This window comes from Herbaspirillum rhizosphaerae (genome assembly GCF_046025915.1).
In the GTDB taxonomy this organism is placed as follows: Bacteria; Pseudomonadota; Gammaproteobacteria; order Burkholderiales; family Burkholderiaceae_D; genus Herbaspirillum; species Herbaspirillum rhizosphaerae_A.
Window position 1 is genome coordinate 1 of sequence record NZ_JAQQFR010000020.1, and the last position, 26,718, is coordinate 26,718.

Sequence of the window (26,718 nt, forward strand, 5' to 3'; positions counted from 1 at the left end):
CTTGCGCGTTATGTCGAACGAATGCTGTCCGCCGCCAAGCCGTAACACACCCTCCCCCAGTCATGTGCCATCAAAAACGATGCGACATACCTATCCTCAAGGCCAGCTGACTACCCTGGTCTGCAGTGCCTTGCGGGTTGGTGGCAAATGCGGTGGCGCCGAAATCCGGCGTGCCGAATGCGGCGCGTGCGAAGCCGCCCAGGCCTGACGTCTTGGTGAAACTCAGTAGCGAATACAGCTCCGTCCGCTTTGACAATGCATGGAATCCGGCGAGGTTATATTGCAGCGCCTTGCCGCTCAGATCCTGACTGAATCGAGTCAATGCGCCGCCTACATAGATGCGATCCGCCGGATTGAACTGGTAATCCAGGCCAGCTTCATACGTCCGTACGATTTGTCCGGTGCGGGCTGCACAGGTTGAAAAACAGAGGCTGTTGGCCGCCACGCCACGCGTGTCGGTGTAGGCCAGATGGATGGTCGCAGCACCCATTTTGTATTGACCATCCAGCACGGCGACACCGGTGAGACGATTGCCATTGACATCGTTGATGCGCAAATACGTCGCACCCATCGCCAATGCGCTGTTGACATAGTTGATACCACCGTTCAGAGTGCGGCTCGCGGAAGATTTTCCCGCCTGCTCACCCAGCCCGACCAGTGCTGCAACTGAAAAGCCACCAATCTCCGGACTGCGATAACGAATCGAGTTGTCGACGCGATCGCCAAGACGGTCAACCCAATGCGACAGTCCGGCGAAATTATTGACCCGGCTCGCGACAAATGCGTGATAAGCCGCCATCTCCAGGTCAAGCGTATATTGCCGGCCCATCGTCAAGCTGCCGAACCCGCCTTCAACACCAACAAACGCCTGCCGGCCGAAAAACAATCCGCCTTGGGTACTGCCGCCGTTGTCAGCGGCGAATCCGCTTTCCATCAGGAACACCGCCCGATTGCCGCCACCGAGATCTTCATTGCCCTTGAAACCAAGCCGATTGCCATACAGCGTTCCGCTATCCATGCGCACCACGTTACCGTTATTAGGCCCCGAGTTATTCGCCATCGTGATACCGGCATCGATAGCGCCATAGATAGTGACGTTGGATTGCGCCTGCGCAGTGCTCATGCATATGCCCGCGCTTAGGCCGAGCGCGGCCACCATGTAATTTTTCATGTTTGTCTCCAGCTTGTTGTTCTGTAGTCGGGCGATCTCCGCCCGCATTTTTACGGCGGAAAGCGCAGGAGCGAGAACTCAGTCCGCGCCTTTCAAAATGTCATCGGGCAGCGGCACACCGTGGTACTTCTGATAGATCTGGCTTAACTTTCCGTCCTTGAGACCGGCCTTGACGTAGGCATTCATTTTTTCCTTCAGACGTCCGTCGGTCTTCCTGATGCCGATGGCCAATTTGAAGGTCTTGATCACCAGTTTGGTTTCCAGATCTTTTTGCGGATTTCTTTTATTGATCACGATCATCAGGGCCGGTGAAGTCACGAAGATGTCGGCCTGTCCGCTCAGGATTGCCGTGATCGAGGTAGAGTCATCGTCAAAGCGAACGATTTGCGCATCCTTGGCATTCTTTGTGATTTCAGCATCGTTGGTCGAGGCACGCGTCACTACTACTTTTTTGCCGGCGAGGTCAGCGAAGCTTTTGATGGTCATGCTTTTCGGCGCCGCGACCACGGCCAGTATTGCCGCGTAGGGGGTAGAAAAATCGATCACTTTTTCGCGCTCTGGCGTCACCGACAGCGACGCAATTACGATGTCCACTTTGTTGGTCTGCAAATAGGGAATGCGATTGGCGGCCGTGGTCGGCACGATGTCCAGCGCCAGGCCCATGTCGTCGGCAATCAGCTTTGCCGTTTCCACGTCCGATCCAATCGGTTTGAGTTGCGCATCTTTCATGCCATAAGGCGGCACGTCCATCCCGATGCCGATGCGAATGCGACCAGCTTTTTGAATGTTGTCGAGTGTATCGGCTTGCGCCTGTGCCAAGGTCAGTGCCAGGGCTACGTACAAGGTAGTTGTAATTTTTTTAAAAATCATTTTTGTCTCCAGATGAAAGAAAACGACTTGATCGTTCACAACGCTATAAGTTGGAACCAACGAATTGCCTGAACTCCCCGGTCTCGGGTGCGTCCATGATTTCCGGACTACCGCTCTCCCATACTTTTCCCTGATGCATGAACACCACCAGGTCAGCGACATGGCGCGCGAATCCCATTTCATGCGTCACCAGAATCATCGTCATGCCGCCCTCTGCAAGTTGCTCCATGACCTTGAGGACTTCGCCCGTCAATTCCGGGTCAAGTGCCGACGTCACTTCGTCGAACAGCATTACTTTCGGCATCATTGCCAGCGAGCGGGCAATCGCCACACGTTGCTGCTGACCACCCGAAAGCTGTTCTGGATAGGCTGTCTTCCGGGCCTCCAAACCAACTTTGGTCAACATGGCGTGCGCAATGTCGTCTGCTTCCGGTTTGGGCATTTTTCTCACTACAGTCAGCCCCAGCGTAATGTTCTGCTGCACCGTCAGATGCGGAAACAGGTTGTACCCCTGGAATACGATCCCGAGGTCGCGTCTCAGGATGTTGATATCGCAGGCGTCATCAACCAACTGGCCACAGACTTCAATGCTGCCGCTGTCGATTTTTTCAAGCCGGTCGATGCAGCGTAGCGCCGTGCTTTTTCCTGAACCGCTTTTTCCGATGATGGCTACGACCTGCCCTTTTTTGACATTCAACGTCACGCCATTGAGCACATTTACGCTACCGAAGCTCTTGCGTACGTCTTTCAATCTAACGACGTCTTGCATTCATTTTCCTTTCCAGACGCTTGCTCAACAAAGACAGCGGATAGCACATTGCGAAATACAATGCGGCCGCCAGACCAAAATAGATGAAGGGTTCGAAAGTAGCGCTATTGAGCTCCTTCGCCGCATACGAGAGTTCGGCGTAGCCGATCACGATGGAAGCGACCGAAGTGTTCTTTACGATCTGTACCATGAAGCCAACCGTCGGCGGCGTGGCGATGCGCATGGCCTGCGGCAAGATCACCCGGAACATGGTTTGAGTGCGGGTCAATCCCAGACATTCGGACGCTTCGAATTGCGTGCGCGGTACTGCCTCGATACACCCACGCCATATTTCGCCGAGGAAGGCACTGGAGTAGATGATCATCGCCACCGCTGCAGCAGGTAGCGCCGGCACTGTGCCGATACCGATGATGTTAGGCCCGTAAAAACACAGTCCCATCAAGATCAACAAGGGAGTGCCCTGGATCAGTTGCACATAGCCGCTGCTTACCCGGCGCAGCACCTGCCGCGGTGACACCCGCAATAGCGCGACGCTCATCGCCGCCAGGGCGCCACCACCAAAGGTCAGCACGGTCAGCAACAAAGTGCCGCCGGCGCCGGCCAGCATGTAGTGCAACTGTAGAGTGGTAATAGGGTTCATGGCGGCCTCCGTTAAAGCGGCGTGCCGAGTTTTCTTCTGCGTGGGAAGAAATACTTGGCCAACTGCGCAAACACGATGCGCATCAGATAGGACAACGCGAGATAGACCACCCAGCCAACCAGGAACACTTCAAAGCTGCGGTAGGTATCAGATTGCACGCGGTTGGAGATGCCAAGCAATTCTTCGGCGCCGACGGCCGACATGATGCTCGATGCCAGCATCAGCAAGACGAACTGACTGGTCAGCGAGGGATAGACGCGCTCCACCGCCGGCAGCAACACCACATGCAAGAACACCGAGGAGCGGGACATGCCAAGGCATTCTGCCGCTTCGATCTGCCCTGGATGGATCGACTCGATACCGGCTCGCATGATTTCGCAGGTATAAGCCCCGACATTGATGACCATTGCCAGCACCACGCCGAAAGTAATCGGCATCGTCACGCCTATGCTCGACATGCCAAAAATCAGGAAGTAACTCTGCACCAGTAGCGGCGTATTGCGAATCAGCTCGACGTAGGTGTGTACCAGCCAACGCAGGCCACGCCAGCGACTGCCAACCGCGATCGCGCATACCGTTCCCAGCAAGAAACCCAGTACGGTGGAAAAGGCCGTCAGCTTGACTGTCACCCAGGCTCCTTGCAAAAACAACGGCCATTGCGCCAGCACGCCGGAAAAGTCGAATTCGTAATGCATGTGTCTCCTCGCTCTTGCTCTGTCGGCAAGGCTGATGGGATGGGGGTAGAGCCGGAAATCGCACAGTTCAGCCGATGCTCAGCGGAGTGAATTTTTGCGCTGCGGCGATGCGCTTCCAGTCCCATTCGATGCCGATGCCCGCTTGTTCGGGCGGCAAGGCATAGCCGTCTTTGATGACGATGCGACTATGTGTGAGGTCGTCCAGCTGAGGGATGTATTCGACCCAGGCGGCATTGGGCGTGGCTGCACACAGACTGACATGCAGCTCCATCAGGAAATGCGGGCACACGACCACACCGAGCGTCTGTGCCAGATGCGCGACCTTGAGCCACGGCGTGATGCCACCCACGCGCGCCACATCGGGCTGCACAATGGAGCAGGCATCCAGTTTCAGATATTCGCCGAACTGGCCGGGGTCATACATCGATTCACCGACTGCGATCGGGACGCTGGTATGCGCAACAAGCTGTCGGTGGGCACTGATGTTTTGTGCCGGCAGCGGTTCTTCCAGCCAGGCGATGCCAACTTCACTGTAAGCCTTGGCGCGACGTACCGCTTCGGCAGCGGAAAAGCTCTGATTGGCGTCGACCATGATGTCAAAAGCGTCACCAACCGCTTCGCGCACGGCGACCAGGCGAGCCATGTCCTCTGCCACATGGCGCTTGCCGACCTTGATCTTGGCGCCCAAAAATCCTTGTTCCTTGGCTTTCAGAGTCAACTCGACCAGTTCGCCAGGCGACAGATGCAACCAGCCGCCTTCAGTGGTGTACACAGGGACGCTCACCTGAGCGCCGCCAATCATGCGCCACAGCGGCAGCCCGGCGTGGCGGCAATTACGGTCCCAGATGGCACTGTCCACTGCGGCCAGTGCCAGACTGGTAATTGCGCCGACGGCCGTCGCATTGGTGTGACGCAGCAGGTCTTGCCAGATGCGCTCGTAGTTTTCCGGAGCCTGACCAATCAGACGCGGTGCCAGATGATCCTTCAGCAGCGCAACGATGGAAGATCCGCCGGTGCCTATCGTGTAGGTGTAGCCGGTGCCGCTGCTGCCATCGCTGCAATGCAGGGTGACCAGGACCGTCTCTTGGGTAACGAACGATTGGATGGCATCGGTGCGCTGCGTTTTCGGCGCCAAATCCACCTGCGTGATATCAATTTTCGTGATGCTGGTCATGTTAATTCCTTTGATTCAATGAAGAAGCCGTGATCGATATGGCGCGCAAGCCCCCTGCAACTCCATATAGGTAGAGTTCTGAAGCTCGAAAATCACGCATAATATATCGTGCACGATCTACGATACGCAATACATTATGTGTCATTCAAGAAACAAATCGCGTAAAAAGTTTTCTGGTGGTGTGCCATAATCGGCGCTGAAAACGACTACACCCGCGATGAAATGACGACCAAAAACCCACCCACCTCCTCCCGTATCGTCAAGGTTTCGCTCGCCGAACAAGCCTATGAAGAGTTGAAAAAGCAGATCTTCGACCAGCGCTTGCTTCCTGGCGCGCGCCTGAATATCGATGCCTTGTCGCGCGAATGCGGCATAAGTTCGTCGCCGCTGCGAGAGGCATTGATCAGATTGGAATCGGAAGAGCTGGTGGTATCGAGCACGAATACCGGTTTTTCCATCGCCCCTCGGCCAGATCAGGCCAAGATCGACAAGATCATGGAATTCCGGTTACTGATGGAAGCGCACTGCGCGAGAGCAGGCGCGCTGGCCGCCTCGGAAGAAACCATTGCCGTCATGGAAAAAGCCCATGACACCATGGCCGCGATGATGAAGAAAGGTGTCGGCTACAAGCAGTACCGCTCCTATATCGACCTGGAACAGGTATTTCATCAGGCCATCGTGGACAGCGCTGACAATCCCGCGATATCGTCGGCCTATCGCGCCTTGCATACGATTTTGCTGGTGGCTCGCTTATCCGTAGTGCCGAACAGCGACAACGTCAGTACCAATGATGTCGCGGACGAACATCAAGAGATCCTCGACGCATTCAAAGCGCACGATCCCGATCGTGCAGAAGCCGCTGTGCGCGGACATTTGCATTCCGCTCGTGGACGCATACAAGGCGATCAGCAGAAAAGCTGACATGCCAGTCTGGCCCCGGTAGCGTAGTCGGGGCCACATCGCGACAGAGCCTCATCACGCCTTCCGGTCGTTCAATACATGCCCTGCAAGCTCAGATTTCTCCGTTCAAAACGGCAAACCCCACCGACTTAGACGACCGGTCTAATTTTAAGGTATGATGGAACTCCATCGCGATGCTGCGATCCAGATTTGCAGGTTTCCGTTTTAAAGACAGTGATATGCCACTGTCTTTTTCATTTTAAAAAGGAGTTGTTCATGACATCTTTATTCGATCCAGTACAAATGGGCGATATCGCGCTCGCCAATCGTATCGTCATGGCGCCGTTGACTCGCAGCCGTGCAATCGAAGGTCTGAAGCCGGGACCAATGACCGTTGAGTACTACCGTCAACGTGCCAGCGCCGGTCTGATCATCGCGGAAGCTACCCAGATCAGCCCGATGGCCCAAGGCTATATCGGCACACCTGGCATCCATTCCGAAGAACAGGTCGCCGCCTGGCGTGAAGTCACCAATGCCGTGCATGCCGCCGGCGGCAAGATCGTGCTGCAACTGTGGCACGTCGGCCGTATCTCGCACAGCTCGCTGTTGCCCGATGGCGCAGCACCTGTGTCGTCGACCAACCGCGCTGCTAACGCCAAGACCTTCACTGCTGACGGTTATAGCGACGTATCGACACCGCGTGCACTGCGCGACGACGAACTGCCGGGATTGGTAGAGGATTATCGCAAGGCTGCACGCAATGCGATTGATGCCGGTTTTGACGGCGTTGAAGTGCATGCCGCCAACACGTATTTGCTGGAACAGTTCCTGCGCGACAGCGTCAATGATCGCAGCGGCCCTTATGGCGGCAGCATCCAGAATCGTGCACGCCTGCTGATCGAAGTCATGCAAGCAGTCGCCAAGGAAGTCGGCGGCGGCCGAACCGGTATTCGTCTGAGCCCGATGACGACCTTCAATGACACCAAGCTCGACAGCCAGCCGCAAGCGCTCTACAACTATGTAGTGGAACAGATCGCACCATTGGGTCTGGCTTACCTGCACGTGGTCGAAGGCGAGACCGGTGGCGCACGCCAACCGGCCGGCGCAGTGACGTTCGACTACGCTGCGCTGCGCAGCCGTTTCCCGGGGACCTTCCTGGTCAACAACGGCTTTACCGGTGCTGAAGCGCAATCTGTATTGAGCGACAAGCTGGCCGACGCGGTGGCATTTGGCCGCCTGTTCATCGCCAATCCGGATCTGGTGCGCCGTTTGCGCGAATCCAAGCCGCTCAACCCGCTGCGCGAAGAAGGCATGTACGGTGGCGGTGCGGAAGGCTATATCGACTATCCTGCGTTGCCTGCATAAGAAGAGTAGAAGGCGCATGAAAAAGCTCCGCTGCGCAGCACGGAGTTCGTAGCAAAAAATAAAACGCCGTCGATGATACCGACGGCGTTTTCTATTTGGATTTAACCCCCTCCAGATCCAGATTCGGATGATCGCTTGCAGCCACACGCAGCATCTTCAATAAAGATGCTGCTAGAAAAGTGCCGGCCTGAAAAAGTGCGGCTTATTTTTTTGCGATTTTCGGCAACGAAAAGCTGGCGACCTGATTGTGGCCGCGCTGCTGCGCCATGCTCAATGCGTGGTCTGCCGAGCGGATCAGGTCGGCACTCAAATCATTGTCGTCCACCGAGTCCAGGCAACTGGCGCCAATGCTCACGGTCACGACGCCTTCGTCGCTTTCCCAGTGTGGAATCGCAAGTGCGCTCACTGCCTCACACAGCTGCTCGGCAAAAGCGACCGCAGCCGCTTGGGAGCAGTTCGGCAGGATGACACTGAATTGCTCTTCACCGTAACGCGCGGCGATATAAGCAGATTGCTTCAGGCTTGCCTTGATTGCTCCTGCGATAGCACGCAGACAGTCGTCGCTGCTGGAGTGACCGTACAGATGGCTGAACACTTTGAAACGATCAATATCGATGATCAGGAGCGATACCGTCGCCAGCCCTTCCTTGGCACGATTGAGTTCGCTCTTCAACAGCGTGTCGAACTGGCGGCGATTGGGCAAACCGGTCACGTCATCCCTCAAAGCGAGTTGCTCCAGCGACTGGTTCGCTCTCTCGGCTTTCGCCTGCGCATCCAGCGCATCGGTTTCGGTCTTGGAGCGTTGATTGATCTGCGTAATCAACCGGTTTCCGGCGAATAGTACTGCGACCAACAACAACACCATGCTGCCGCCATGCGTCATCGATTCGCGACGCCAGTCGGCCAATATTTCGTCTTCCGACATGGCTACGGCGACGAATAGCGGATAGCTGGCAACACTGCGATAAACATTGATGCGCATAATACCGTCTTGCGACGATTTGATCAGCGCAGAACCGGTGAGCGCATTCTCACGGTAGGCTCGATACAAGGCTGTACCGGTCATGTTCTTGCCGGCAAATTCGTTTCGCATCGGACGGCGATACAACAATATGCCGTCCGACCGGATCAGCACGATCGCCCCTTCGCTACCAATATCGAACGTCTTGTAAAAATTTTCAAAATACGTCATGTCGATCGTGGCCACCACGACACCGCCAAAACTGCCATCCGATTTGTTGTAACGCCGGCTGACCGTAAATCCCCAGTGCCCCGTGGATCTGCTTTGTATCGGTACGTCGATGTGGATACCGAGATCCGCATGATTCTGATGGTAGAGAAAGTAGGCGCGGTCGCGGCCGTTCAATTCTCTGTTCAGCTTTTCCTGAGAGGTGACAATCAGCTTGCCGTCCTGATCCTCCACATACAAGCCGTCGATTTGCGGCAAAGCCGACAGCCGCGCACGCAAGGCCTGATGTGTACGCTCTTCGCCTTCCGGCGATGCGCTGTCGCGCGCCAGCCGCTCCAGCACGTCGCCAATGACGATATCGGCTTCTTTCAGGGTATCTTCGGCATGCTGCGCCAATGCGCGCGTGACGTTGGAAATGGACGCCCGGCTTTCTTCCACCTGCACCTTGCGGCTATAGCTGATCCCCCAGATTTCGAGAGCGACAATAGCCAGCGCAATCAAGGCAATAAAGAACCGCGCTCGCTTGCCTGTGGAAACACTATTTTTGTCAGACATGGTTTCTGAACGACATTGGACGAAATCGAAAGTAATTTCAGCAGCATGATATTTTGAAAACCATCCGAACGATACCTTTAATCACATTCAACCTCCTCGCGCCCCGCCTGTCCTGTCCGGAAACTTGTCGCCCGCGCATGATAAAGTTAGCAAAAGGAAAATGCAGCCCGGCGGGTCTATGTTCACTGTCCGGCCGCAGCAGAGGTAGCCACGCAGCTGCATTACAATCCGTCCGTCTTGTCACTTTAATCATTCCTGAGGTCTTCCCTTGTCGAGTCAACAAGAACCCCGTCGTCAATCCAATCAGGTTGCCGGCATCCTCGGCACGGCGACCGTACTCGCCCTGCTCTACTTCGGGCGCGATGTACTGATTCCGATCACGCTCGCCATCATCCTCAGCCTGCTGATTACGCCTTTCATTCATCGGCTGCGGCGGATCGGCCTGGGACAGACTCTTTCGGTCGGTGTCGCTGTCGTCACGCTGGCACTGTCCCTGGCGGCAGTCGGCCTGATCATTGGCACGCAGGTGGTGCGCATCGGCGCCAGCCTGCCGCAGTATGCCGACACCATCCGCAGCAAGGTCTCCGTACTCGATCACCTGACACTGGGAAAACTGGGCGAACTTAACGGCCAGGCAGGACGCTGGATCGACAACCTGTCCGACCAGAAAGATCCGGGCACAGCCAAGAGCACGACGCCAGCATCGACATCGGGCGGCCTGGGTAAATTGAGTGCCGGCAGCAATACGCCGATCCCAGTGGAAATCCACTCGCCGCCGCAAAAGCCGCTGCAATTGCTGACGCGCATCGCGTCGTCCGTCTGGGCCCCTCTGGAAACCGCCGGTATCGTTTTTGTGGTGCTGATCTTTGTCCTGCTGGAACACGAGGCCTTGCGCGACCGCTTCATTCGTCTGGCCGGCGGCAATGACTTGCGCGCGACGACGGTAGCGGTCAATGACGCCGGTGAACGCCTGTCGCGTTTTTTCGTGTCGCAGTTTGCCGTCAACATCGGTGTCGGCGTGCTGGTATGGATAGGGCTAAGCATCCTCGGCCTTTCGCAGGCCTTGCTATGGGGCGCGATGGCGGCGATCCTGCGCTTCATACCCTATGTCGGCGTGTGGATCGCCGCATTCTGTGCGACTTTGCTGGCTGCTGCGATCTCACCGGGCTGGTCGCTGGCGGTCATGACGCTGATGCTGTTTCTGGTCATTGAGATCGTTTTTGCCCAGTTGGTCGAACCCAAGCTTTACGGCCACACCACCGGCCTGTCGCCCTTGTCGGTTGTCATCGCGGCAATTTTCTGGAGCTGGATCTGGGGCCCGGTCGGACTGGTGTTATCGACACCGCTGACCTTGTGTCTGGTGGTGGCGGGCAGATATTTCCGCGCACTGAACATGTTTGAAATCCTGCTCGGTGAAATTCCCGCCCTGACGCTGCCGCAGAATTTTTATCAGCGCGCCCTCTCCGGCGACACACAAGAAATCATCGCCAGCGCACGCCAGATTCTCAAGCGTAAATCATTTGCCGCGTATTGCGACTCGGTGGTGGTACCGGCACTGCATCTGGCGCGTGCGGATCTGGACGCCAACGCGATCAGCAAGAGCGAGCAACTGAAGGTCGGCAGCGCCATCGCCTCCGTCATCGAAGCGCTCGGCGAAAATCCAAAGTGGTGGCGCCAATACACGCGCATCTCCATGCTGGAAGACGTCAACATCGGTCGCCAGCTGCGCCGTCGCCGCGAAGCAGTCATCGGCGGCACGCAAGGTTCTTTCGACGTCCCGGCCGGCACCATCGTGCTGGGTATCGGCGCCGGATCCGGGGGCGACGAGCTGGCGGCGGAAATCCTGGTGCGCATCCTGCGCAAACAAAACCTGGACGGCCGCCATGTCACGCTGGAAGAAATGGGCGACGCACCGCCGCCCGACGTCAAACCCGGCATTGTCGCGATGTTCTGTCTGGTCAGCATTGAGCCAATGAAGGAACAGGCGCAGATCGAATCGGCGTTGGTCCAGATGAAGCAGCGCCTGCCGAACGTCAAACAACTGGTACTGCAGATCGCCAATCCGTTTGAGCAATTGCAGTTGGAAGACAACGCCATCGAAGGCGCGCATGAGGTGGTGCATTCGTTTGAGGAGGCAGTGCAGAGTTGTCTGCGCAACCTGCACGTCTATGACAAGCCAGGCCTGAGCAGCAAAAGCTGAAAGCTCTCAGCCTGACGATGATGGCCGCTGACTTCGTTGATTTTGGTCGGCGGTTTTTTTACGCTTTTTTTCAAGCTGACGATGCACTGACAAAAAAGCGAATGACTTATTTTCAATATCGCTTGCAGCCTTTTATTCAGCGATATTTATTGCGTCGCAAAAGCAAGTCGTCACCGCCCCCCCCCCTCGCAAACCAAGTCCCATAGCGGCTCTCAGAGCCTGACAAGTCACTGAAAAATGCCGCGCCGCAAACGGATCGCGACGATTCTCACTATAATTGCGCTGCGATTTTAATAACAATCCTTCCACCAAAAGTATGAGGAGAATTTCTATGCGGCTCTTACTCCTGTTGCCGTTCATTGGTCTATTGTGGGTCCCGTTTTACAACGACGAACTGCCCGCGCTGTTCGGCTTTCCGTTTTTCTACTGGTATCAGTTCATGTGGGTTCCGCTCACCGCACTGATCATCTGGATCGTCTATAAAGACGGCCTCAGAAAGGGAGTCGAATAATGAATTCCTCTTCCATCAACTGGACTGCCCTCGGCGTCTTCATCTTCTTCTTTGCGCTGGTCACCGTCATGGGCTTCTGGGCCTCGCGCTGGCAAAGCGGCGGGTCCTCCAACAAGGGCGCACATCTCGACGAATGGGGTCTGGGCGGCCGTAACTTCGGCACCTGGATTACCTGGTTCCTGGTCGGCGGCGATTTCTATACTGCCTATACCGTGATCGCAGTGCCGGCGCTGGTGTATGCGGTCGGTGCTTACGGTTTCTTCGCGCTGCCGTACACGATTCTGGTCTATCCGATCGTGTTCCTGATCATGCCCAAGCTGTGGCACGCTGCGCACAAGGCCGGTCACGTCACCGCTGCGGACGTGGTGTTCGGCCGCTACAAGTCACGTAAGCTGGAACTGGCCATTGCCCTGACCGGTGTGGTGGCGACCATGCCGTACATCGCGCTGCAACTGATCGGGATGGAAGTCGTGATCAAGGCGCTCGGTGTCACCGGTGAATTGCCTCTCTTGGCGGCTTTCGTGATTCTGGCGCTGTACACCTATTCGGCCGGCCTGCGCGCGCCTGCGCTGATCGCCTTCGTCAAGGATCTGATGATTTACATCGTGGTGCTGGTGGCGGTGGTGCTGGTGCCGATGAAGCTGGGCGGCTACGGTATCGTGTTCAACTCGGCGCGCGAGGCGTTTGCCGCCAAGGGCGGCATGACCGGCCTAACGTTGAAGCCTGCTCAGTTCCTGCCGTTTGCGACACTGGCGCTGGGTTCGGCGATGGCGGCCTTCATGTATCCGCACACCCTGACCGGCATCTTCGCGGCCAAGAGCGCTGACACGATCCGCAAGAACGCTGTGTTCCTGCCTGCGTACACGGTGCTGCTGGGTCTGATCGCGCTGCTGGGCTATATGGCTTACGCGGCGGGTGTCAAGGTCGAAGCGAACAATGACATCGTTCCTGCGCTGTTCAATGCGATGTTCCCGAGCTGGTTCAGTGGCTTTGCGTTCGCGGCGATTGCCATCGGCGCCCTGGTGCCGGCGGCGGTGATGTCGATTGGTGCGGCTAACCTGTTCACGCGCAACTTCTGGAAGCCGTACGTGAATCCGAATGTGTCGCCCGAAGGCGAAGCCAAGGTTGCCAAGATGGTGTCGCTGGTGGTCAAGTTCGGCGCGCTGGTGTTCATCCTGTTCTTGCCGACCAAGTTTGCGCTTGATCTGCAATTGCTGGGCGGCGTGTGGATTCTGCAAACCTTCCCGGCGCTGGTGTTCGGTCTGTTTATCGGCTGGTTTGGCGCCAATGCGCTGCTGACAGGCTGGGCAGTCGGCATCATCGGTGGCAGCTGGCTGGCGTATGCAGACGGCATCAAGCCGGTGCATACCTTCCATATCGGCGCTGATTCGTACTCCATGTACACCGGTCTGATTGCTCTGGCGATCAATATCGTTGTGGCAGTTGTGGTGCAGTTGGTGTTTGGCAAGGGCGGTGCGAAAGCACCGGCATTGAAGCACTGAGTGAAGCACTGATTCAGCAAGCTGATCTGCAATAGAAAAAGCCGCTCGATTGAGCGGCTTTTTCATTCAATTGGTGCTGCTTGATTGAAGTTAAATCGAAGTTCAACCTAAGCTCAGTCGAAGCTCAACTGCACCTTCATCATCTTCGAACGGTCACCGGCGATCTCAAACGCTTCTACCGATTTCTCGAACGGATAAGTTGCCGAGATCAGCGGCTTCACGTCGACCAGCTTCTTGTTCATCAATTCCACCGCCAGTGCGAACTCTTCGTGAAAGCGGAAGGCGCCGCGCCATTCCAGTTCCTTACCTACCAGCAGGTTCGCCGGGAAGTTGATATCGCCGCCCAGGCCGACCTGGACGATCACCGCACCTGGACGCAACGTATCGAGCGCGCCACGCAAAGCCTGCTCGTTGCCGCTGGCTTCGAACAACACGTCGAAAGTGCCCTTGTCTTGTGTGAAAGCCTTGAGCGCATCGGCATCCTGGACGACGTTGATGGCCTGATCGGCGCCGACTTTGAGCGCGCTTTCCAAAGGCATCCTGGCGACGTCGGTGACAACGATCTGCAAGGCGCCTGCGCGACGTGCAGCGATCACGGTCAACGCGCCGATCGGACCGCAGCCGGTGACCAGCACGCGCTTGCCGAACAAGGGGCCGGCGCGGCGCACGGCATGCAACGCGACCGACAATGGTTCCGCCATAGCGGCTTCGCCATCGGTGACGTGATCAGCAACAGCATGCGCCTGTGCACGTTCAATGATTATCTCCTGGCGGAAAGCACCCTGCACGTGGGGCATGCGCATCGCGCTGCCGTAGAAACGCATGTCGAGGCAGTGATTATGTTTGCCTTCCTGGCAGTATTTACAGATGCCACAAGGATTGCTTGGGCTGATGGAAATACGCGTGCCCGGCTTGATGTCGCCGATTGCCGAGCCGGTTTCGGCGATCACGCCTGAGACTTCATGGCCGAGCACCATCGGCTCCTTGATGCGCACGGTGCCGAAGCCGCCGTTGTGATAGTAGTGCAAGTCTGAACCGCAGATGCCGCCGGCTTTGACTTTGACCTTGAGCTGATGCGGTTGCAGTTCAGCGGTTTCCAATTCTTGTACGCGCAAATCGTGCGGCGCGTGGATGACGATGCCTTGTTGCATGATGTTGTCCTTGTTTTACAGAGTAGCGGTAACGCCGCCATCGACATACAGAATGTGTCCATTGACGAATTTCGAGGCGTCGCTGGAGAGGAATACCGCCGCACCGACCAGATCTTCGACATCGCCCCAGCGACGCGACGGCGTGCGACCGATCAGCCATTCGGAGAATTTTTCATCGGCGACCAGCGCCATGTTCATCTCAGTCTTGAAGTAGCCGGGGCCGAGACCGTTGACTTGCAGGCCGTACTTGCCCCAGTCGATCGCCATGCCTTTGGTAAACATTTTCACTGCGCCTTTGGTGGCAGTGTATGGCGCGATATTCGGACGCCCCAGTTCACTCTGTACTGAGCAGACGTTGATGATCTTGCCGCGGCCGCGCTTGATCATGCCTTGTGCGACTGCCTTGGCGGTGAAAAAGACGCTGTTGAGATTGGTACTGATCAGGTCATTCCAGTCGGATTCCTTGAAGTCTTCCAGCGGCGCACGGCGTTGAATGCCGGCGTTGTTGAACAGGATTTCGATCGGACCGATATCGGCTTCAATCTTCGCCACTGCAGCTTCCACCGATGCCGACGAGGTCGCGTCGAATGAAGACTCATGGATGGTGTAGCCCTCTTCACGCAGCTTCGCTGCAACACCTGCCAGCTTGGCGGCATCGCGGCCGTTGAGCACGATGGACGCGCCCGCAGCGGCCAGGCCGCGCGCCAGCGCGAGACCGATGCCGCCGCTGGAGCCGGTGATCAATGCCAGTTTGCCGGTCAGCGAAAAACTCTGCAGACCTGCGGGTAGTGTTGCGGTCATTCTGTCTCCTTGTTTGTTATGCGTTGCGGTTTTGGATTATTTGACACTCAGCCGCTGGAACTCGGACAACGCCCTGTATTCATCAGCCAGCTTATTGGGAATCGAGAGAAAAATCGGACGCAGGCGTTCGTAGATCGCGACGTTCTTCTCGATAGGTACATGACGGTTGGTCGAACCGACCATGTCGGAAATCACATCCAGCGAACGGATCATGCCCAGCGCAAACAGGCCGAGCACGGCGGCTCCCAGGCAAGAGGATTCGACGCTTTGCGGCACCACGACTTCACGGTTGAAAATATCGGCCATCATCTGACGCCACAAGGCCGAGCGTGCAAAACCGCCCGTGGCCATCATGCGCTGGGTCGGGCCGATGAGGTCTTCGACCGCCGGCAGGATGGTGTAGAGATTGAAGATCACGCCTTCGAGCGCGGCGCGGATCATGTGTTCCTTGCGATGATGCAAGGCCAGACCGAAGAAGGAACCGCGCAGGTCGGCATTCCACAGCGGCGCGCGTTCGCCCGCCATGTAAGGATGGAACAGCAGGCCTTCGGCGCCGGGAGATACTTTTTCGGCAATGTCGGTCAAGGCGTCGTAGGGATCGACACCGGCCTTGCGCGCTGCTTCGGCTTCGGCAGTCGCCAGCTCGTCGCGCACCCAATGGAAAATATTGCCGCCATTGTTGACCGGGCCACCGACGACCCAATGCTTTTGCGTAAGCGCATAACAGAAGGTGCGGCCGGACGGATCCGTCATCGGCCGGTCGATCACCGTGCGCATCGCACCCGAGGTGCCGATGGTGACGGCGACCTGGCCCGGATGGATGGCGTTGACGCCGAGATTGGACAGCACGCCGTCATTGGCGCCGAGGACGAATGGCGTGTCGGTGTTCAACCCCAGTTGCGCGGCGACATCAGACGGCAGTCCGGCGATGTGATGTGTGGTCGGTACCGGTTCGGACAACTGCGCGGCGTCGATGCCGATCAGGGCCAGCGCGCCCTTGTCCCAATTCAGTTCCTGCAGATTGAACAGGCCGGTCGCGGAGGCAATCGAATAATCCACAAGCCAGCGGCCGAACAAACGGAAAAACACGTATTCCTTCACGCCGACGAAACGTTCGGTGCGGGCAAAGATATCGGCATGGTCGTAACGCAGCCACATCAACTTGCACAGCGGCGACATCGGATGAATCGGCGTACCGGTGCGCTGATAGATGGCCTGGCCGTCATGCTCTTCGCGGATGCGGCGCGCCCACAGGCTGGCGCGGTTGTCGGCCCAGGTGATGCTGTTGGTGAGCGGCTGGTTGTCTTTGCCGATGGCGATGACGCTATGCATGGCAGCGCTGAAGGACACCAGCGCGATCTCGCCGATACTGACCTTGGCTTTAGCCGCTTTCACGGCCTGACCGATGGATGCCAGCACGGCATCATAAATCTGCAAGGGATCCTGCTCCGCCATGCCCGGCACGGTACAGAGCAAGGGGTATTCGACTGCATGCTGGGCAACGACCTGGCCGTCCAACGTGAACACGACAGTTTTGGTGCTGGTGGTGCCGATATCGACGCCGAGCATGAAGTGCGACATGAGTATTTCCTTTACTGCGATCGTGAAAACGCAGGTGCGCTTACACGATGTAATTAAGCAACATGATGAAGGCCAGCGCCACCACCGAGATGATGGTCTCCATCGCCGTCCAGGTCTTGAATGTTTCGCCTACGCTCATGTTGAAGTATTCCTTGACCAGCCAGAAGCCTGCATCGTTGACGTGCGACAGAATCAGCGATCCGGCGCCTGTAGCCAGCACCAGCAGTTCACGGTTGGTGCCGGGGATCAGTGCTACCAGCGGCGCCACGATGCCTGCACCGGTGATGGTCGCTACCGTTGCCGAACCGGTCGCCACGCGAATCACACCCGCCACGAACCAGGCCAGCAGCAACGGCGAGATCTGCGCATGCACGGCCAGTTGACCGATTGCCGTACCGACGCCGCTATTGACCAGCATCTGCTTGAAGCCACCGCCTGCACCGATAATCAGCACGATGGCTGCAGTCGGGGCCAGACTTTGATCTACGAACTTCAACACTTGCTGACGCGTAAAACCGCGCGCCACGCCAAAAGTGTACAGCGACAGCAGCAGCGCCGCCAGCAAGGCCACGATCGGGTTGCCGATGAAATCCATCAGGTCGCGCATGGCGCTGCCTTCCGGCAGGGTGACGTCGACGAAGGTTTTCAGCAACATCAGGAAGACCGGCGACAACACCGTGATCAGAGTGATGGCGAAGCCCGGCAGTTCCTTGGTTTGCGGTTCACGCGCCAGTTGCTCCATCAACTCGTCGGACGGCTTGATGTCCACATACTTGGAGATAAAGGCGCCGAACATCGGACCGGCGATGATCACGGTCGGCAAACCGACGATGAGGCCATAGAAAATGGTCTTGCCGATATCGGCGCCGAAGATGCCGATTGCCAGCAGCGGGCCTGGATGCGGCGGCACCAGGCCGTGCATCACCGACAGGCTGGCCAGCATCGGCATGCCGATCTTGAACAGCGGCACGCCCGAACGGCGCGCCACGATGAACACCAGCGGGATCAACAACACGAAGCCGATTTCAAAGAACAGCGGAATGCCGACCAGGAAAGCACCGATCATCATGGCCCAGTGCACGCGCTGCTTGCCGAAAGCGCGCACCAGCGTCTGCGCGATCTGATCGGCGCCGCCGGATTCGGCCATCATCTTGCCGAGCATGGTGCCCAGGCCCAGCACGATGCCGACGAAACCAAGCACGCCGCCAAAGCCATCCTGGAAGGACTTGACGATCTTGGGCAAAGGCATGCCGGAGATCAGACCGAGGAAACCGGACGTGATGATCAGGGCGATAAAGGGATGAATGCGCAGGCGCGTGATCATGACAATCAGCACCACTATGGCGAGGAAGGCGTTCAACAACAGACTTGCTTCGTTACTCAATCCGAACATGAGGATGTCTCCAGGGTCGATAGTGCGCACGGGCATTCAGAAACAAGAGCCATCATTGCTGCGCCGTCAACACCATGCCTGCCATCCACTACGGAGTCTTTACATTGTCTCGACGACGCGCCTTGTTGCTCATTGCTGCATTCAGGCTGCCGTGCCCACTATCTGCGTAGTGTTTATAAAATAAGAAAATTGTTTGTTGAACGCTGCTTGTGCATCGACTACATTTTTAGATGTTAGCGTTAACATTGGCCGCGATGATAACGCTACCAAAATTTATGTGTCAAATCATTTGTATGAATATCTGGACGCGGAGAAGCCCGTCACGCACGCGATGCGGCGGCGCAGCATGAATTAAGAAAACCCTTAATCCCTCTGAGCAAAGAGTGCTCAGGTATGATGTCGGCAATAGAGAAACCTGTCCCATCATGAGCAAAAAAGCCGCTGCCGAAAAACCTGCAAAACCAACTAAAGGAAGCCGCGCCACCGGTCGCGTGACGATTGTCGACGTCGCCGATGAAGCGAGGGTCAGCCCGATGACCGTTTCGCGGGCGCTGAAAACGCCGGAACTGGTGCAGCAGGAAGCGCGCGACCGCATCACTGCGGCCATCAAGAAACTCGGCTACGTCCCCAATCATGCCGCCAGCACATTGGCTTCTGCGCGATCGCAGGTGATCGGCGTGTTGGTGCCGTCGCTGACCAATGCGGTGTTCATCGAGACGCTCAGCGGGATCCGCGACTATCTCTCGCAAGCCGGTTATCAGTTCCTCATCGGCGAGACCGGCTACTCGAAAGAGAAGGAAAGCCAGCTGATCTCCACCTACCTGGCGCATGCGCCTGCGGGCTTTCTGCTGTCGAGCTCGGATCAGCATGAATTGCTGCGCCAGCAACTGGCGAGCAGCAATATCCCGGCCGTGCGCATGTTCGATCTCGGCAAAACCAATAGCGACATGTCGGTCGGATTTTCTCAAACCAAGGCCGGTTATGCGGTGGCGCAGCATTTAATTGAACGCGGTTATCGGCGACCTGCTTTTCTTGCAGCGCAGCTTGATCCGCGCATGATGAAACGCCGTGAAGGTTTTCGCAAAGGCTTGTCCGAGGCAGGGTTGGAGCCGAACGTCGAGGTCTTGCTGCCGACGCCGACCACGGTGGACATGGGTGCGCAATTGCTGGCGCGCGTGCTGGAGATTTCCCCTGATTGCGATGCGGTCTTTTGCTGCAACGACGACCTTGCACTGGGCGCCTTGTTCGAATGCCAACGCCGCGGTATCAAAGTCCCTCAGCAAATGGCGATTGCCGGCTTCAACGACTTGTCGTGGGCCGCATGTGCCACACCATCGATCACCACCATCATCACGCCGCGCTACGACATCGGCTACAAGGCGGCAGAATTGCTGATCCGCCAACTCAAGGGGGAGCCTGTCGAGAAGGCGCGCCTTGATCTCGGCTTCCAACTGGCCGTGCGCGAAAGTACGTAAAACCCGCAGGCGCGTCAGCGACCTGTCACACGTTCGTCCGATGCAATTCATCAATCGTCTTGTCCTACAGGAGATTGATGAAACAGGCACGACGCATGCTGTACTGCATCTAAAATTTATCAATAAATTCTATAGACACGACATCTCCTGAGGCTACAATCATCGAGTGCAAAAAGCACGAGTAGCACTATAACTAGACTCAGATAAAGATAACCTCCAGGAGAATCACCCATGCGGAAAATCAACGGCTTGCTCAAGCCGGCTACCATGGCATTGCTGCCCCTCTGCACTTCCCTCGCCTTCCTGCCTGCCCACGCACAGACCGCAGCACCAGCAACACCAGCGGCCGCGCCGGTAGTCAAGTACGACCTGACCTACGACATCATCAGCCCGGTGATGGCGAAAAACGGCATGGTCGCTTCCGAGCAGGAACTGGCGACGCAAGTCGGCCTCGACATTCTCAAGCGCGGCGGCAATGCGATTGACGCAGGCGTCGCCGTCGGCTTCGCGCTGGCAGTTGTGCTGCCGAACGCAGGCAACATCGGCGGCGGCGGCTTCATGATGATTCACGATGCGAAGACCGGTAAAAACGTCGCGCTCGATTTCCGCGAAATGGCACCTGCCAAAGCCAGCCGCGACATGTACCTGGACGACAAGGGCAACGTCGCACCGGGTCGCTCGCTGTACACCCATCTGGCGATAGGCGTTCCCGGCACTGTCGCGGGTCTGACGCACGCGCTGCAAAAATACGGCACGATGAAGCTGTCCGACGTCATCGCGCCTGCGGTCAAGCTGGCGGAAAAAGGTTATCCGGTGAGCCCGAGCCTGGCACTGATCCTGGCGGCAGAACGTGACCACCTCGGTCAATGGGAATCCAGCAAGGCGATCTTCTTCAAGGACGGCCGCCCGTTGGAAGCCGGCGACAAACTGGTGCAGAAAGACCTCGCCAAGTCGCTCAAACTGATCGCCAAGAAAGGGCCTTCAGTGTTCTATGAAGGTGAGATCGGCAAGAAGATCGTCGCCGAAATGGACAAGCACAATGGCCTGATCACCGCTGCCGACCTGAAGAACTACAAGGTCGTCGAACGTGAACCCGTGGTCGGCAACTATCGCGGCTATCAAGTCATGTCGATGCCGCCGCCAAGCTCGGGCGGTATTCACATCATCCAGATGATGAACATCCTGGAACGCTATCCGCTGAAGCAATACGGCGCTGATAGCGCACAGACCATTCATCTGATGGCCGAAGCGATGAAGCTGGCCTACGCCGACCGTGCGGAATATCTGGGCGATCCGGATTTCAACAAGGTGCCGGTCAAGGGTCTGACATCCCGTGCCTATGCCGACGAACTGGCGAAGAAGATCAATCCTGATCGCGCAACGCCATCGTCCGAAATCAAGCCAGGCAAGCCGCAACCGTATGAAAGCGATCAGACCACGCACTTCTCGGTCGCCGACAAGCAAGGCAATCTGGTCGCCACGACCTACACGCTGAACCTGAACTTCGGTAGCGGCATCGTCGCCACCGGCACCGGCATCACGCTCAACAACGAGATGGATGACTTCTCCGCCAAACCTGGCGTTCCGAACGCCTTCGGTCTGGTCGGTGGCGAAGCCAATGCTATCGGCCCAGCGAAGCGTCCGCTGAGCTCGATGTCACCGACATTCGTACTCAAGGATGGCAAGCCTTTCCTGGTCACCGGCAGCCCAGGCGGCAGCCGCATCATCACGACCACGATGCAAACCATCCTGAACGTGATCGAACATGACATGAACGTCGCCGAAGCGACCATCACGCCACGCATCCATCATCAATGGGCGCCGGATCAGTTGCGTATCGAAAAGGGCATCAGCGCCGATACGATCAAGATCCTGCAAGACAAGGGTCAGAAGATAAGCGTGCAACCTTCTATGGGACGTACGCAAACTATTCAGATCAAGGATGGCGCTTTCTATGGCTATTCGGATCCGCGTAATCCGGACGGACGTACGCTGGGGTTCTGATGGTTTAGTTGTGGTTTGAAATGAAAATGCCGCCTGATGGAAATCAGGCGGCATTTTTCATTGGGGGTGGGTTTTGGATTTGTCCCGACGACCGTTTCGCGTTGATTGATTCTTTCTTTATTCGTTCAACCTCAGCTATCCATACAGGTAAATCGGAACAAAACTCAGCTTGGAACGAACGCTTATTTAAGGCCGCTCAACAATCTTCCTCAACACAAACCCCGCCGCCACCAATCCAAACGAAGCCGTCACCACCATCGCCGACCCAAACCCCGCGCAATTAAGCCCGGTGACACCCGCATCCTGACGACGCCCATCGGCATCAACCGTATCCAGCCCATCCGCAGCATCGTCCGTATCCACCTCACAAACCTCCCCTTCCGGAAACCGCAAAGGCTCGGTCGAGAACACCGCATCGATACCAAACTTGTTCTTGGTCCCACGCGGAAACTTGTGCCAGGCACGCAGGCGCTTGCGGACCTTTGCCAACAACGGCTCCTGCTCGGTACGACACAGATCGCGAATCTCAATCTTGGTCGGATCGATCTGACCACCGGCGCCGCCACTGGTCAGCAAGGGCACCTTGTTTTCACGGCAATAGGCGATTAACGCCACCTTGGCGCGCACGTTGTCGATCGCGTCAATCACGTAATCGAAACGGCCAACGCCGATCATCTCGCCGACGTTGTCGGGCGTGAGAAAGTCCTCCACCTCGGTGACTTCACAATATGGATTGATCTGCATGATGCGCTCATGCAGCGCCGTGACCTTGGCCTTGCCGAGCGTATCGGTCAATGCGTGGATCTGGCGGTTGATGTTGGATTCGGCGAGGTTGTCGAGATCGATCATGGTGATCTTGCCGATGGCGCTGCGCGCCAGTGCTTCGACGATCCATGACCCAACGCCGCCGACGCCGACGATGCAGATATGCGCAGTACGAAACCGCGCCAGGCCTTGGACGCCGTACAGACGGGCGATGCCGCCGAAGCGGCGGTCGAAATCGATATCGGCGTCGTTAGAAGCAACGGCAGGTTGAACATTGGACATGAGAATTTATCCGGATAAAAAGCAAAACAGGCTGTTTCCTGAGAAACAGCCTGCAAGATAGCAAATTTTTTAACTATCGACTTGAAGCCGACTTTGCTGCTTAAACGACTGCGCCGTCAGTTTCGTCTTTCGGCTTGACCGGCTTGATCAGGTCTTCGCGCTTGACGCCCAGCCACATGGCGATCGCTGCGGCGACGAACACCGACGAGTAAATACCGAACAAGATACCGATGGTCAGCGCAACGGCGAAGTAATGCAGTGTCGGACCGCCGAAGATCAGCATCGACAAGACCATCATTTCGGTGCTGCCGTGGGTGATGATGGTACGGGAAATCGTGCTCGTGATCGCGTGGTTCAACACTTCCGGCGCGGACAGCTTGCCGTAGCGGCGATCGCGGAAGGCTTCGCGCACCCGGTCGAACACCACCACCGATTCGTTGACGGAGTAGCCCAGCACTGCCAGCACCGCGGCCAGCACGGTCAGCGAGAATTCCCACTGGAAGAAGGCGAAGAAGCCAAGGATGATCACCACGTCATGCAAGTTGGCGATGACGGCTGCGACCGCAAATTTCCATTCGAAACGGAAGGCCAGGTAGATCACGATACCGATCACCACCATGCCCAGCGCCATCAGACCGTCGTGCGCCAGCTCGTCACCGACCTGCGGGCCGACGAATTCAACGCGCTGCAGCTTGACGTCAGCATCTTGCGCGGTCAGTGCAGCGATGACTTTTTCGCTTTGCTGCGTGGAATTGACGCCATGCTGTGCCGGCAAACGGATCATTACGTCCTGTGCCGTGCCGAAGCTCTGCACTTGCGTGTCGGTAAAACCGAGGCCTTCAACCGACTTGCGGATGTTCTCGATATTGGCCGGCTTGGTGTACGCGACTTCCATCACGGTGCCGCCGGTGAATTCGATCGAGAAGTGCAGGCCCTTGCTCAGCAGGAAAAACACTGCCAGCACGAAGGTCAGCGCCGAGATGACGTTGAATATCAACGCATGGCGCATGAAGGGGATATCTTTTTTGATGCGGAAAAATTCCATCACATACCTTTCAGTTCTGCGCCTCTGCCATCTGTCGGGCAAAGGCGCACGGGATTCTGGTCGCTGCGCTTAGTTGACTATTTGACTTTGACGTCCGACTTGACGTCGGCGCCGGTGTTGGCCTTGCCTTCGGGCTTCCAGATCTGGCCGATCGCCAGGCTGGTGAGTTTCTTCTTGCGGCCGTACCAGAGGTTAGCCAGGCCACGCGAGAAGAACACCGCCGAGAACATCGACGTCAGAATACCCAGGCAGTGCACCACCGCGAAACCGCGAATCGCGCCCGAACCGAAAATCAGCAGCGCCAGACCGGCGATCAAGGTTGTCACGTTGGAGTCGAGAATGGTGGCCCATGCACGGTCAAAGCCGATACTGATCGCAGCTTGCGGCGAATTGCCGTTACGCAGTTCTTCGCGAATGCGTTCGTTGATCAGCACGTTGGAGTCAATCGCCATACCCAGCGCCAGCGCGATCGCCGCGATACCCGGCAGAGTCAGCGTCGCCTGCAGCGTCGACAGGACGGCGATCAGCAGCAGCACGTTGACCGACAGGGCCAGCGCGCTGAACAGACCGAACAACTGGTAGTACACGATCATGAACACGGCCATGGCGGCAAAACCGTACAGCGTCGCGTCAAAACCCTTGCGGATGTTTTCAGCGCCGAGTTGCGGGCCAATGGTGCGTTCTTCGATGATTTCCATCGGCGCAGCCAGCGAACCTGCGCGCAACAGCAGAGCCAGATCGCTCGAGGCTTCCGCCGAACCCATGCCGGTGATCTGGAAGCGCGAACCCAGTTCGGAGCGGATGGTTGCCACGGTCAAGACTTCGCCCTTGCCTTTTTCAAACAGGACGATGGCCATCGCCTTGCCGACCTTTTCACGGGTGGCGTCGCGCATCTTGCGACCGCCGTCGCCATTCAAATCGATGCTGACGGCCGGTTGATGGTTTTCATCAAAGCTGGCCGAGGCGTTGGAGATGTAGTCGCCGGTCAGGACAGGATCCTTGAACAGCACGACCGGTGCGCCCTTGCCGACCTTGAACAGTTCGGAGCCGAAAGGAATCGTGGCGGTTTCTTCTGTGCCGCGGGTCACGGAGTCATCGACCATGCGCACTTCCAGCGTGGCGGTACGGCCGATGATGTCCTTGGCGCGGGAGACGTCTTGCACGCCCGGCAGCTGAACCACGATACGGTCAGCGCCCTGGCGTTGAATGATCGGTTCAGCCACGCCCAGTTCGTTGACGCGCTTGGAAAGCGTCGAGATGTTTTGCTTGACGCCGTCTTCCTGAGTTTGCTTCAGCGCTTCAGGACGCAGTGTGGCGATCAGCTTCAGGTCTTCGCCGGTGCCGGCGTCTTGCAATGCCAGCTCGGAGACTTCGCCGGCCAGCACGCTGCGCGCCTTGGTGCGGGTGTCGGCATCGCGGAACAGAATTTCGATCTGGTCGCCATTGCGGTTGATGCCGTTATGACGGATGTTCTTGTCGCGCAGCACACTGCGCACGCTCGACTGAAAGCCTTGCAGACGCTTGTTCATCACTGCCTTGACGTCGACCTGCATCAGGAAGTGCACGCCGCCGCGCAAGTCCAGACCCAGATACATCGGGAAGGCATGCAGGCTTTGCAACCATTGCGGCGTGTTCGGCAGCAGGTTGAAGGCGACTATATAAGTCGGATCGGCAGGATCGGTATTCAGGCCTTTTTCCAGCAAGGTCTTGGCCTTGAACTGGGTATCGGTATTGGCAAACCGGGCGCGCACGGACGGCGCAGTGCTGCTGTTATCGAAAACCACGCTCTCTGGCGGGAGGCTGCCTTGTTGCAGAAGCTGCTGCACACGCTCGGCGACTGCGCTGTCCACCTTGATGGTGGATTTGGCGCTGCTGATCTGCACGGCAGGCGATTCGCCGAAGAAGTTTGGCAGCGTATAAAGCGTGCCGAACAGCAAGGCTATGACGATTAGGACGTACTTCCAGAGAGGATAACGATTCATATTGATTCAGCGTTGATGATGAACATCCAGGATGAAAACTGGCATGACAACAGATACGAACAAGGGCGCATCCGCCTGAAACACGGTATGCGCCCTGCAAGCCATGAGGCTGATTACAGACCCTTGAGGGTGCCCTTAGGCAGCAGCGTGGTGATCGCCGATTTTTGCACGACGATTTCGTTGCCTTCGGAAACTTCAACGGTGATGTAAGCATCGCTCACCTTGACGATCTTGCCCAGCAAGCCGCCGGAAGTCACGACTTCGTCACCCTTGGCGAGTGCTTCCATCATGGCCTTTTGTTCTTTTTGACGCTTCATCTGAGGACGGATCATCAGGAAGTACAACACAACGAACATCAGGATGATGGGCAGGAAACTGGTCAGATTGCCCATCAGGCCGCCTGGGCCTGCAGCAGTGGTTTGTGCAATTGCATCGGTAATAAACACGTGTCGCTCCAAATGGTTGTTTAAAAAATAGCCCCGCATTTTAGCATTGCGCCGGGCGCTTCCCCCCATTCCGGACGGACCGAATCAGGGGAAAGCGCTGATAACAGGCAAAAGCGGCGAAAAAGTGCTGGAAAAACGGGAGAAAACTGCCTTGCCGCGAGGAAAAATTGTTATATCGGCATCGCCAATATGGGGGTACAGGGTTACATTAGCAAGCCAACAAGAGCAAAGAATTGCCAGCAACGGCCAAAC

General features: G+C 57.1%; 22 protein-coding genes. 7 read left to right on the top strand and 15 right to left on the bottom strand.

The window, feature by feature from the left end:
• Positions 1 to 70: 70 nt before the first annotated feature.
• From PQR63_RS22435 to PQR63_RS22460, 6 genes are all read right to left on the bottom strand, one after another.
• Positions 71 to 1,171, bottom strand: coding sequence for a porin (locus tag PQR63_RS22435; RefSeq protein WP_408170364.1), 1,101 nt, complete (start codon positions 1,169 to 1,171; stop codon positions 71 to 73).
• Positions 1,172 to 1,249: 78 nt separating this feature from the next.
• A complete protein-coding gene (locus PQR63_RS22440; RefSeq protein ID WP_408170366.1) occupies positions 1,250 to 2,041 on the bottom strand; it encodes a transporter substrate-binding domain-containing protein in 792 nt (263 codons plus the stop codon).
• 43 nt (positions 2,042 to 2,084) lie between these two features.
• On the bottom strand, positions 2,085 to 2,810 hold the full coding sequence (locus PQR63_RS22445; protein ID WP_408170367.1) for an amino acid ABC transporter ATP-binding protein: 726 nt from the start codon (positions 2,808 to 2,810) through the stop codon (positions 2,085 to 2,087).
• Complete coding sequence (locus PQR63_RS22450; RefSeq protein WP_408170369.1) at positions 2,794 to 3,450, bottom strand: amino acid ABC transporter permease; 657 nt, start codon at positions 3,448 to 3,450, stop codon at positions 2,794 to 2,796. The genes PQR63_RS22445 and PQR63_RS22450 overlap by 17 nt, the downstream gene beginning before the upstream one ends.
• An 11-nt stretch (positions 3,451 to 3,461) precedes the next feature.
• Entirely contained in the window at positions 3,462 to 4,145 is a 684-nt protein-coding gene (locus PQR63_RS22455) for an amino acid ABC transporter permease (protein WP_408170371.1), read from the bottom strand.
• A 67-nt stretch (positions 4,146 to 4,212) separates the two neighbouring features.
• The gene (locus PQR63_RS22460; protein ID WP_408170372.1) at positions 4,213 to 5,319 is read right to left on the bottom strand and encodes a mandelate racemase/muconate lactonizing enzyme family protein; all 1,107 of its coding nucleotides are present in this window, start codon (positions 5,317 to 5,319) and stop codon (positions 4,213 to 4,215) included.
• 222 nt (positions 5,320 to 5,541) lie between these two features.
• Between PQR63_RS22460 and PQR63_RS22465 the strand changes: the two genes are divergently transcribed.
• The gene (locus PQR63_RS22465; protein ID WP_408170374.1) at positions 5,542 to 6,240 is read left to right on the top strand and encodes a GntR family transcriptional regulator; all 699 of its coding nucleotides are present in this window, start codon (positions 5,542 to 5,544) and stop codon (positions 6,238 to 6,240) included.
• Between the two features lie 255 nt (positions 6,241 to 6,495).
• Entirely contained in the window at positions 6,496 to 7,584 is a 1,089-nt protein-coding gene (locus tag PQR63_RS22470) for an alkene reductase (RefSeq protein WP_408170376.1), read from the top strand.
• Between the two features lie 202 nt (positions 7,585 to 7,786).
• Here PQR63_RS22470 and PQR63_RS22475 read toward each other — a convergent pair whose 3' ends face one another.
• Positions 7,787 to 9,328: a sensor domain-containing diguanylate cyclase gene (locus PQR63_RS22475; RefSeq protein ID WP_408170378.1), complete on the bottom strand. Its 1,542-nt coding sequence runs from the start codon at positions 9,326 to 9,328 to the stop codon at positions 7,787 to 7,789.
• Positions 9,329 to 9,596: 268 nt separating this feature from the next.
• Between PQR63_RS22475 and PQR63_RS22480 the strand changes: the two genes are divergently transcribed.
• The 3 genes from PQR63_RS22480 (at position 9,597) to mctP (ending at position 13,541) form a co-directional block, all read left to right on the top strand.
• A complete protein-coding gene (locus tag PQR63_RS22480; RefSeq protein WP_408170380.1) occupies positions 9,597 to 11,528 on the top strand; it encodes an AI-2E family transporter in 1,932 nt (643 codons plus the stop codon).
• A gap of 331 nt (positions 11,529 to 11,859) precedes the next feature.
• A complete protein-coding gene (locus tag PQR63_RS22485; RefSeq protein WP_094562787.1) occupies positions 11,860 to 12,039 on the top strand; it encodes a DUF3311 domain-containing protein in 180 nt (59 codons plus the stop codon).
• The gene (mctP, locus tag PQR63_RS22490) at positions 12,039 to 13,541 is read left to right on the top strand and encodes a monocarboxylate uptake permease MctP (protein WP_408166222.1); all 1,503 of its coding nucleotides are present in this window, start codon (positions 12,039 to 12,041) and stop codon (positions 13,539 to 13,541) included. Before PQR63_RS22485 ends, mctP begins: the two co-directional genes overlap by 1 nt.
• Positions 13,542 to 13,654: 113 nt before the next feature.
• Here mctP and PQR63_RS22495 read toward each other — a convergent pair whose 3' ends face one another.
• The 4 genes from PQR63_RS22495 to PQR63_RS22510 are packed head-to-tail and all read right to left on the bottom strand — an operon-like array spanning position 13,655 to position 18,467.
• Entirely contained in the window at positions 13,655 to 14,692 is a 1,038-nt protein-coding gene (locus PQR63_RS22495; protein WP_408170382.1) for an L-idonate 5-dehydrogenase, read from the bottom strand.
• 15 nt (positions 14,693 to 14,707) lie between these two features.
• Positions 14,708 to 15,493, bottom strand: coding sequence for an SDR family NAD(P)-dependent oxidoreductase (locus PQR63_RS22500; RefSeq protein WP_408170384.1), 786 nt, complete (start codon positions 15,491 to 15,493; stop codon positions 14,708 to 14,710).
• Between the two features lie 36 nt (positions 15,494 to 15,529).
• Complete coding sequence (gene gntK / locus PQR63_RS22505) at positions 15,530 to 17,074, bottom strand: gluconokinase (protein ID WP_408170386.1); 1,545 nt, start codon at positions 17,072 to 17,074, stop codon at positions 15,530 to 15,532.
• 40 nt (positions 17,075 to 17,114) lie between these two features.
• Positions 17,115 to 18,467, bottom strand: coding sequence for a GntP family permease (locus tag PQR63_RS22510; RefSeq protein ID WP_094562782.1), 1,353 nt, complete (start codon positions 18,465 to 18,467; stop codon positions 17,115 to 17,117).
• Positions 18,468 to 18,892: 425 nt separating this feature from the next.
• Here PQR63_RS22510 and gntR point away from each other — a divergent pair, with 425 nt between their 5' ends.
• Positions 18,893 to 19,942: an HTH-type transcriptional regulator GntR gene (gene gntR, locus PQR63_RS22515; protein WP_408170388.1), complete on the top strand. Its 1,050-nt coding sequence runs from the start codon at positions 18,893 to 18,895 to the stop codon at positions 19,940 to 19,942.
• 231 nt (positions 19,943 to 20,173) lie between these two features.
• Positions 20,174 to 21,946, top strand: coding sequence for a gamma-glutamyltransferase (gene ggt, locus PQR63_RS22520; RefSeq protein WP_408170390.1), 1,773 nt, complete (start codon positions 20,174 to 20,176; stop codon positions 21,944 to 21,946).
• Positions 21,947 to 22,132: 186 nt separating this feature from the next.
• Here ggt and tcdA read toward each other — a convergent pair whose 3' ends face one another.
• From tcdA to yajC, 4 genes are all read right to left on the bottom strand, one after another.
• Positions 22,133 to 22,993 (bottom strand): tRNA cyclic N6-threonylcarbamoyladenosine(37) synthase TcdA, encoded by an 861-nt coding sequence (gene tcdA / locus PQR63_RS22525; protein WP_408170392.1) that lies wholly within the window; start codon positions 22,991 to 22,993, stop codon positions 22,133 to 22,135.
• A gap of 100 nt (positions 22,994 to 23,093) precedes the next feature.
• Positions 23,094 to 24,038: a protein translocase subunit SecF gene (secF, locus tag PQR63_RS22530; protein WP_408170394.1), complete on the bottom strand. Its 945-nt coding sequence runs from the start codon at positions 24,036 to 24,038 to the stop codon at positions 23,094 to 23,096.
• Between the two features lie 77 nt (positions 24,039 to 24,115).
• Positions 24,116 to 26,020, bottom strand: coding sequence for a protein translocase subunit SecD (gene secD / locus PQR63_RS22535; protein WP_408170395.1), 1,905 nt, complete (start codon positions 26,018 to 26,020; stop codon positions 24,116 to 24,118).
• Positions 26,021 to 26,133: 113 nt separating this feature from the next.
• Positions 26,134 to 26,505 carry a preprotein translocase subunit YajC gene (yajC, locus tag PQR63_RS22540; RefSeq protein WP_459251796.1) on the bottom strand — a complete coding sequence of 124 codons (372 nt, stop codon included), beginning with the start codon at positions 26,503 to 26,505 and terminating at the stop codon, positions 26,134 to 26,136.
• Between the last annotated feature and the right edge of the window lie 213 nt (positions 26,506 to 26,718).

Coding starts and splice junctions, on each gene's coding strand:
- secF (WP_408170394.1), bottom strand. CDS start 24,038: ATGGAATTTTTCCGCATCAAAAAAGATATCCCCTTCATGCGCCATGCG.
- PQR63_RS22450 (WP_408170369.1), bottom strand. CDS start 3,450: ATGAACCCTATTACCACTCTACAGTTGCACTACATGCTGGCCGGCGCC.
- ggt (WP_408170390.1), top strand. CDS start 20,174: ATGCGGAAAATCAACGGCTTGCTCAAGCCGGCTACCATGGCATTGCTG.
- PQR63_RS22475 (WP_408170378.1), bottom strand. CDS start 9,328: ATGTCTGACAAAAATAGTGTTTCCACAGGCAAGCGAGCGCGGTTCTTT.
- PQR63_RS22470 (WP_408170376.1), top strand. CDS start 6,496: ATGACATCTTTATTCGATCCAGTACAAATGGGCGATATCGCGCTCGCC.
- gntR (WP_408170388.1), top strand. CDS start 18,893: ATGAGCAAAAAAGCCGCTGCCGAAAAACCTGCAAAACCAACTAAAGGA.
- tcdA (WP_408170392.1), bottom strand. CDS start 22,993: ATGTCCAATGTTCAACCTGCCGTTGCTTCTAACGACGCCGATATCGAT.
- PQR63_RS22435 (WP_408170364.1), bottom strand. CDS start 1,171: ATGAAAAATTACATGGTGGCCGCGCTCGGCCTAAGCGCGGGCATATGC.
- PQR63_RS22465 (WP_408170374.1), top strand. CDS start 5,542: ATGACGACCAAAAACCCACCCACCTCCTCCCGTATCGTCAAGGTTTCG.
- PQR63_RS22460 (WP_408170372.1), bottom strand. CDS start 5,319: ATGACCAGCATCACGAAAATTGATATCACGCAGGTGGATTTGGCGCCG.
- gntK (WP_408170386.1), bottom strand. CDS start 17,074: ATGTCGCACTTCATGCTCGGCGTCGATATCGGCACCACCAGCACCAAA.
- PQR63_RS22495 (WP_408170382.1), bottom strand. CDS start 14,692: ATGCAACAAGGCATCGTCATCCACGCGCCGCACGATTTGCGCGTACAA.
- PQR63_RS22455 (WP_408170371.1), bottom strand. CDS start 4,145: ATGCATTACGAATTCGACTTTTCCGGCGTGCTGGCGCAATGGCCGTTG.
- secD (WP_408170395.1), bottom strand. CDS start 26,020: ATGAATCGTTATCCTCTCTGGAAGTACGTCCTAATCGTCATAGCCTTG.
- PQR63_RS22445 (WP_408170367.1), bottom strand. CDS start 2,810: ATGCAAGACGTCGTTAGATTGAAAGACGTACGCAAGAGCTTCGGTAGC.
- PQR63_RS22510 (WP_094562782.1), bottom strand. CDS start 18,467: ATGTTCGGATTGAGTAACGAAGCAAGTCTGTTGTTGAACGCCTTCCTC.
- yajC (WP_459251796.1), bottom strand. CDS start 26,505: ATGCGGGGCTATTTTTTAAACAACCATTTGGAGCGACACGTGTTTATT.
- PQR63_RS22500 (WP_408170384.1), bottom strand. CDS start 15,493: ATGACCGCAACACTACCCGCAGGTCTGCAGAGTTTTTCGCTGACCGGC.
- PQR63_RS22440 (WP_408170366.1), bottom strand. CDS start 2,041: ATGATTTTTAAAAAAATTACAACTACCTTGTACGTAGCCCTGGCACTG.
- mctP (WP_408166222.1), top strand. CDS start 12,039: ATGAATTCCTCTTCCATCAACTGGACTGCCCTCGGCGTCTTCATCTTC.
- PQR63_RS22485 (WP_094562787.1), top strand. CDS start 11,860: ATGCGGCTCTTACTCCTGTTGCCGTTCATTGGTCTATTGTGGGTCCCG.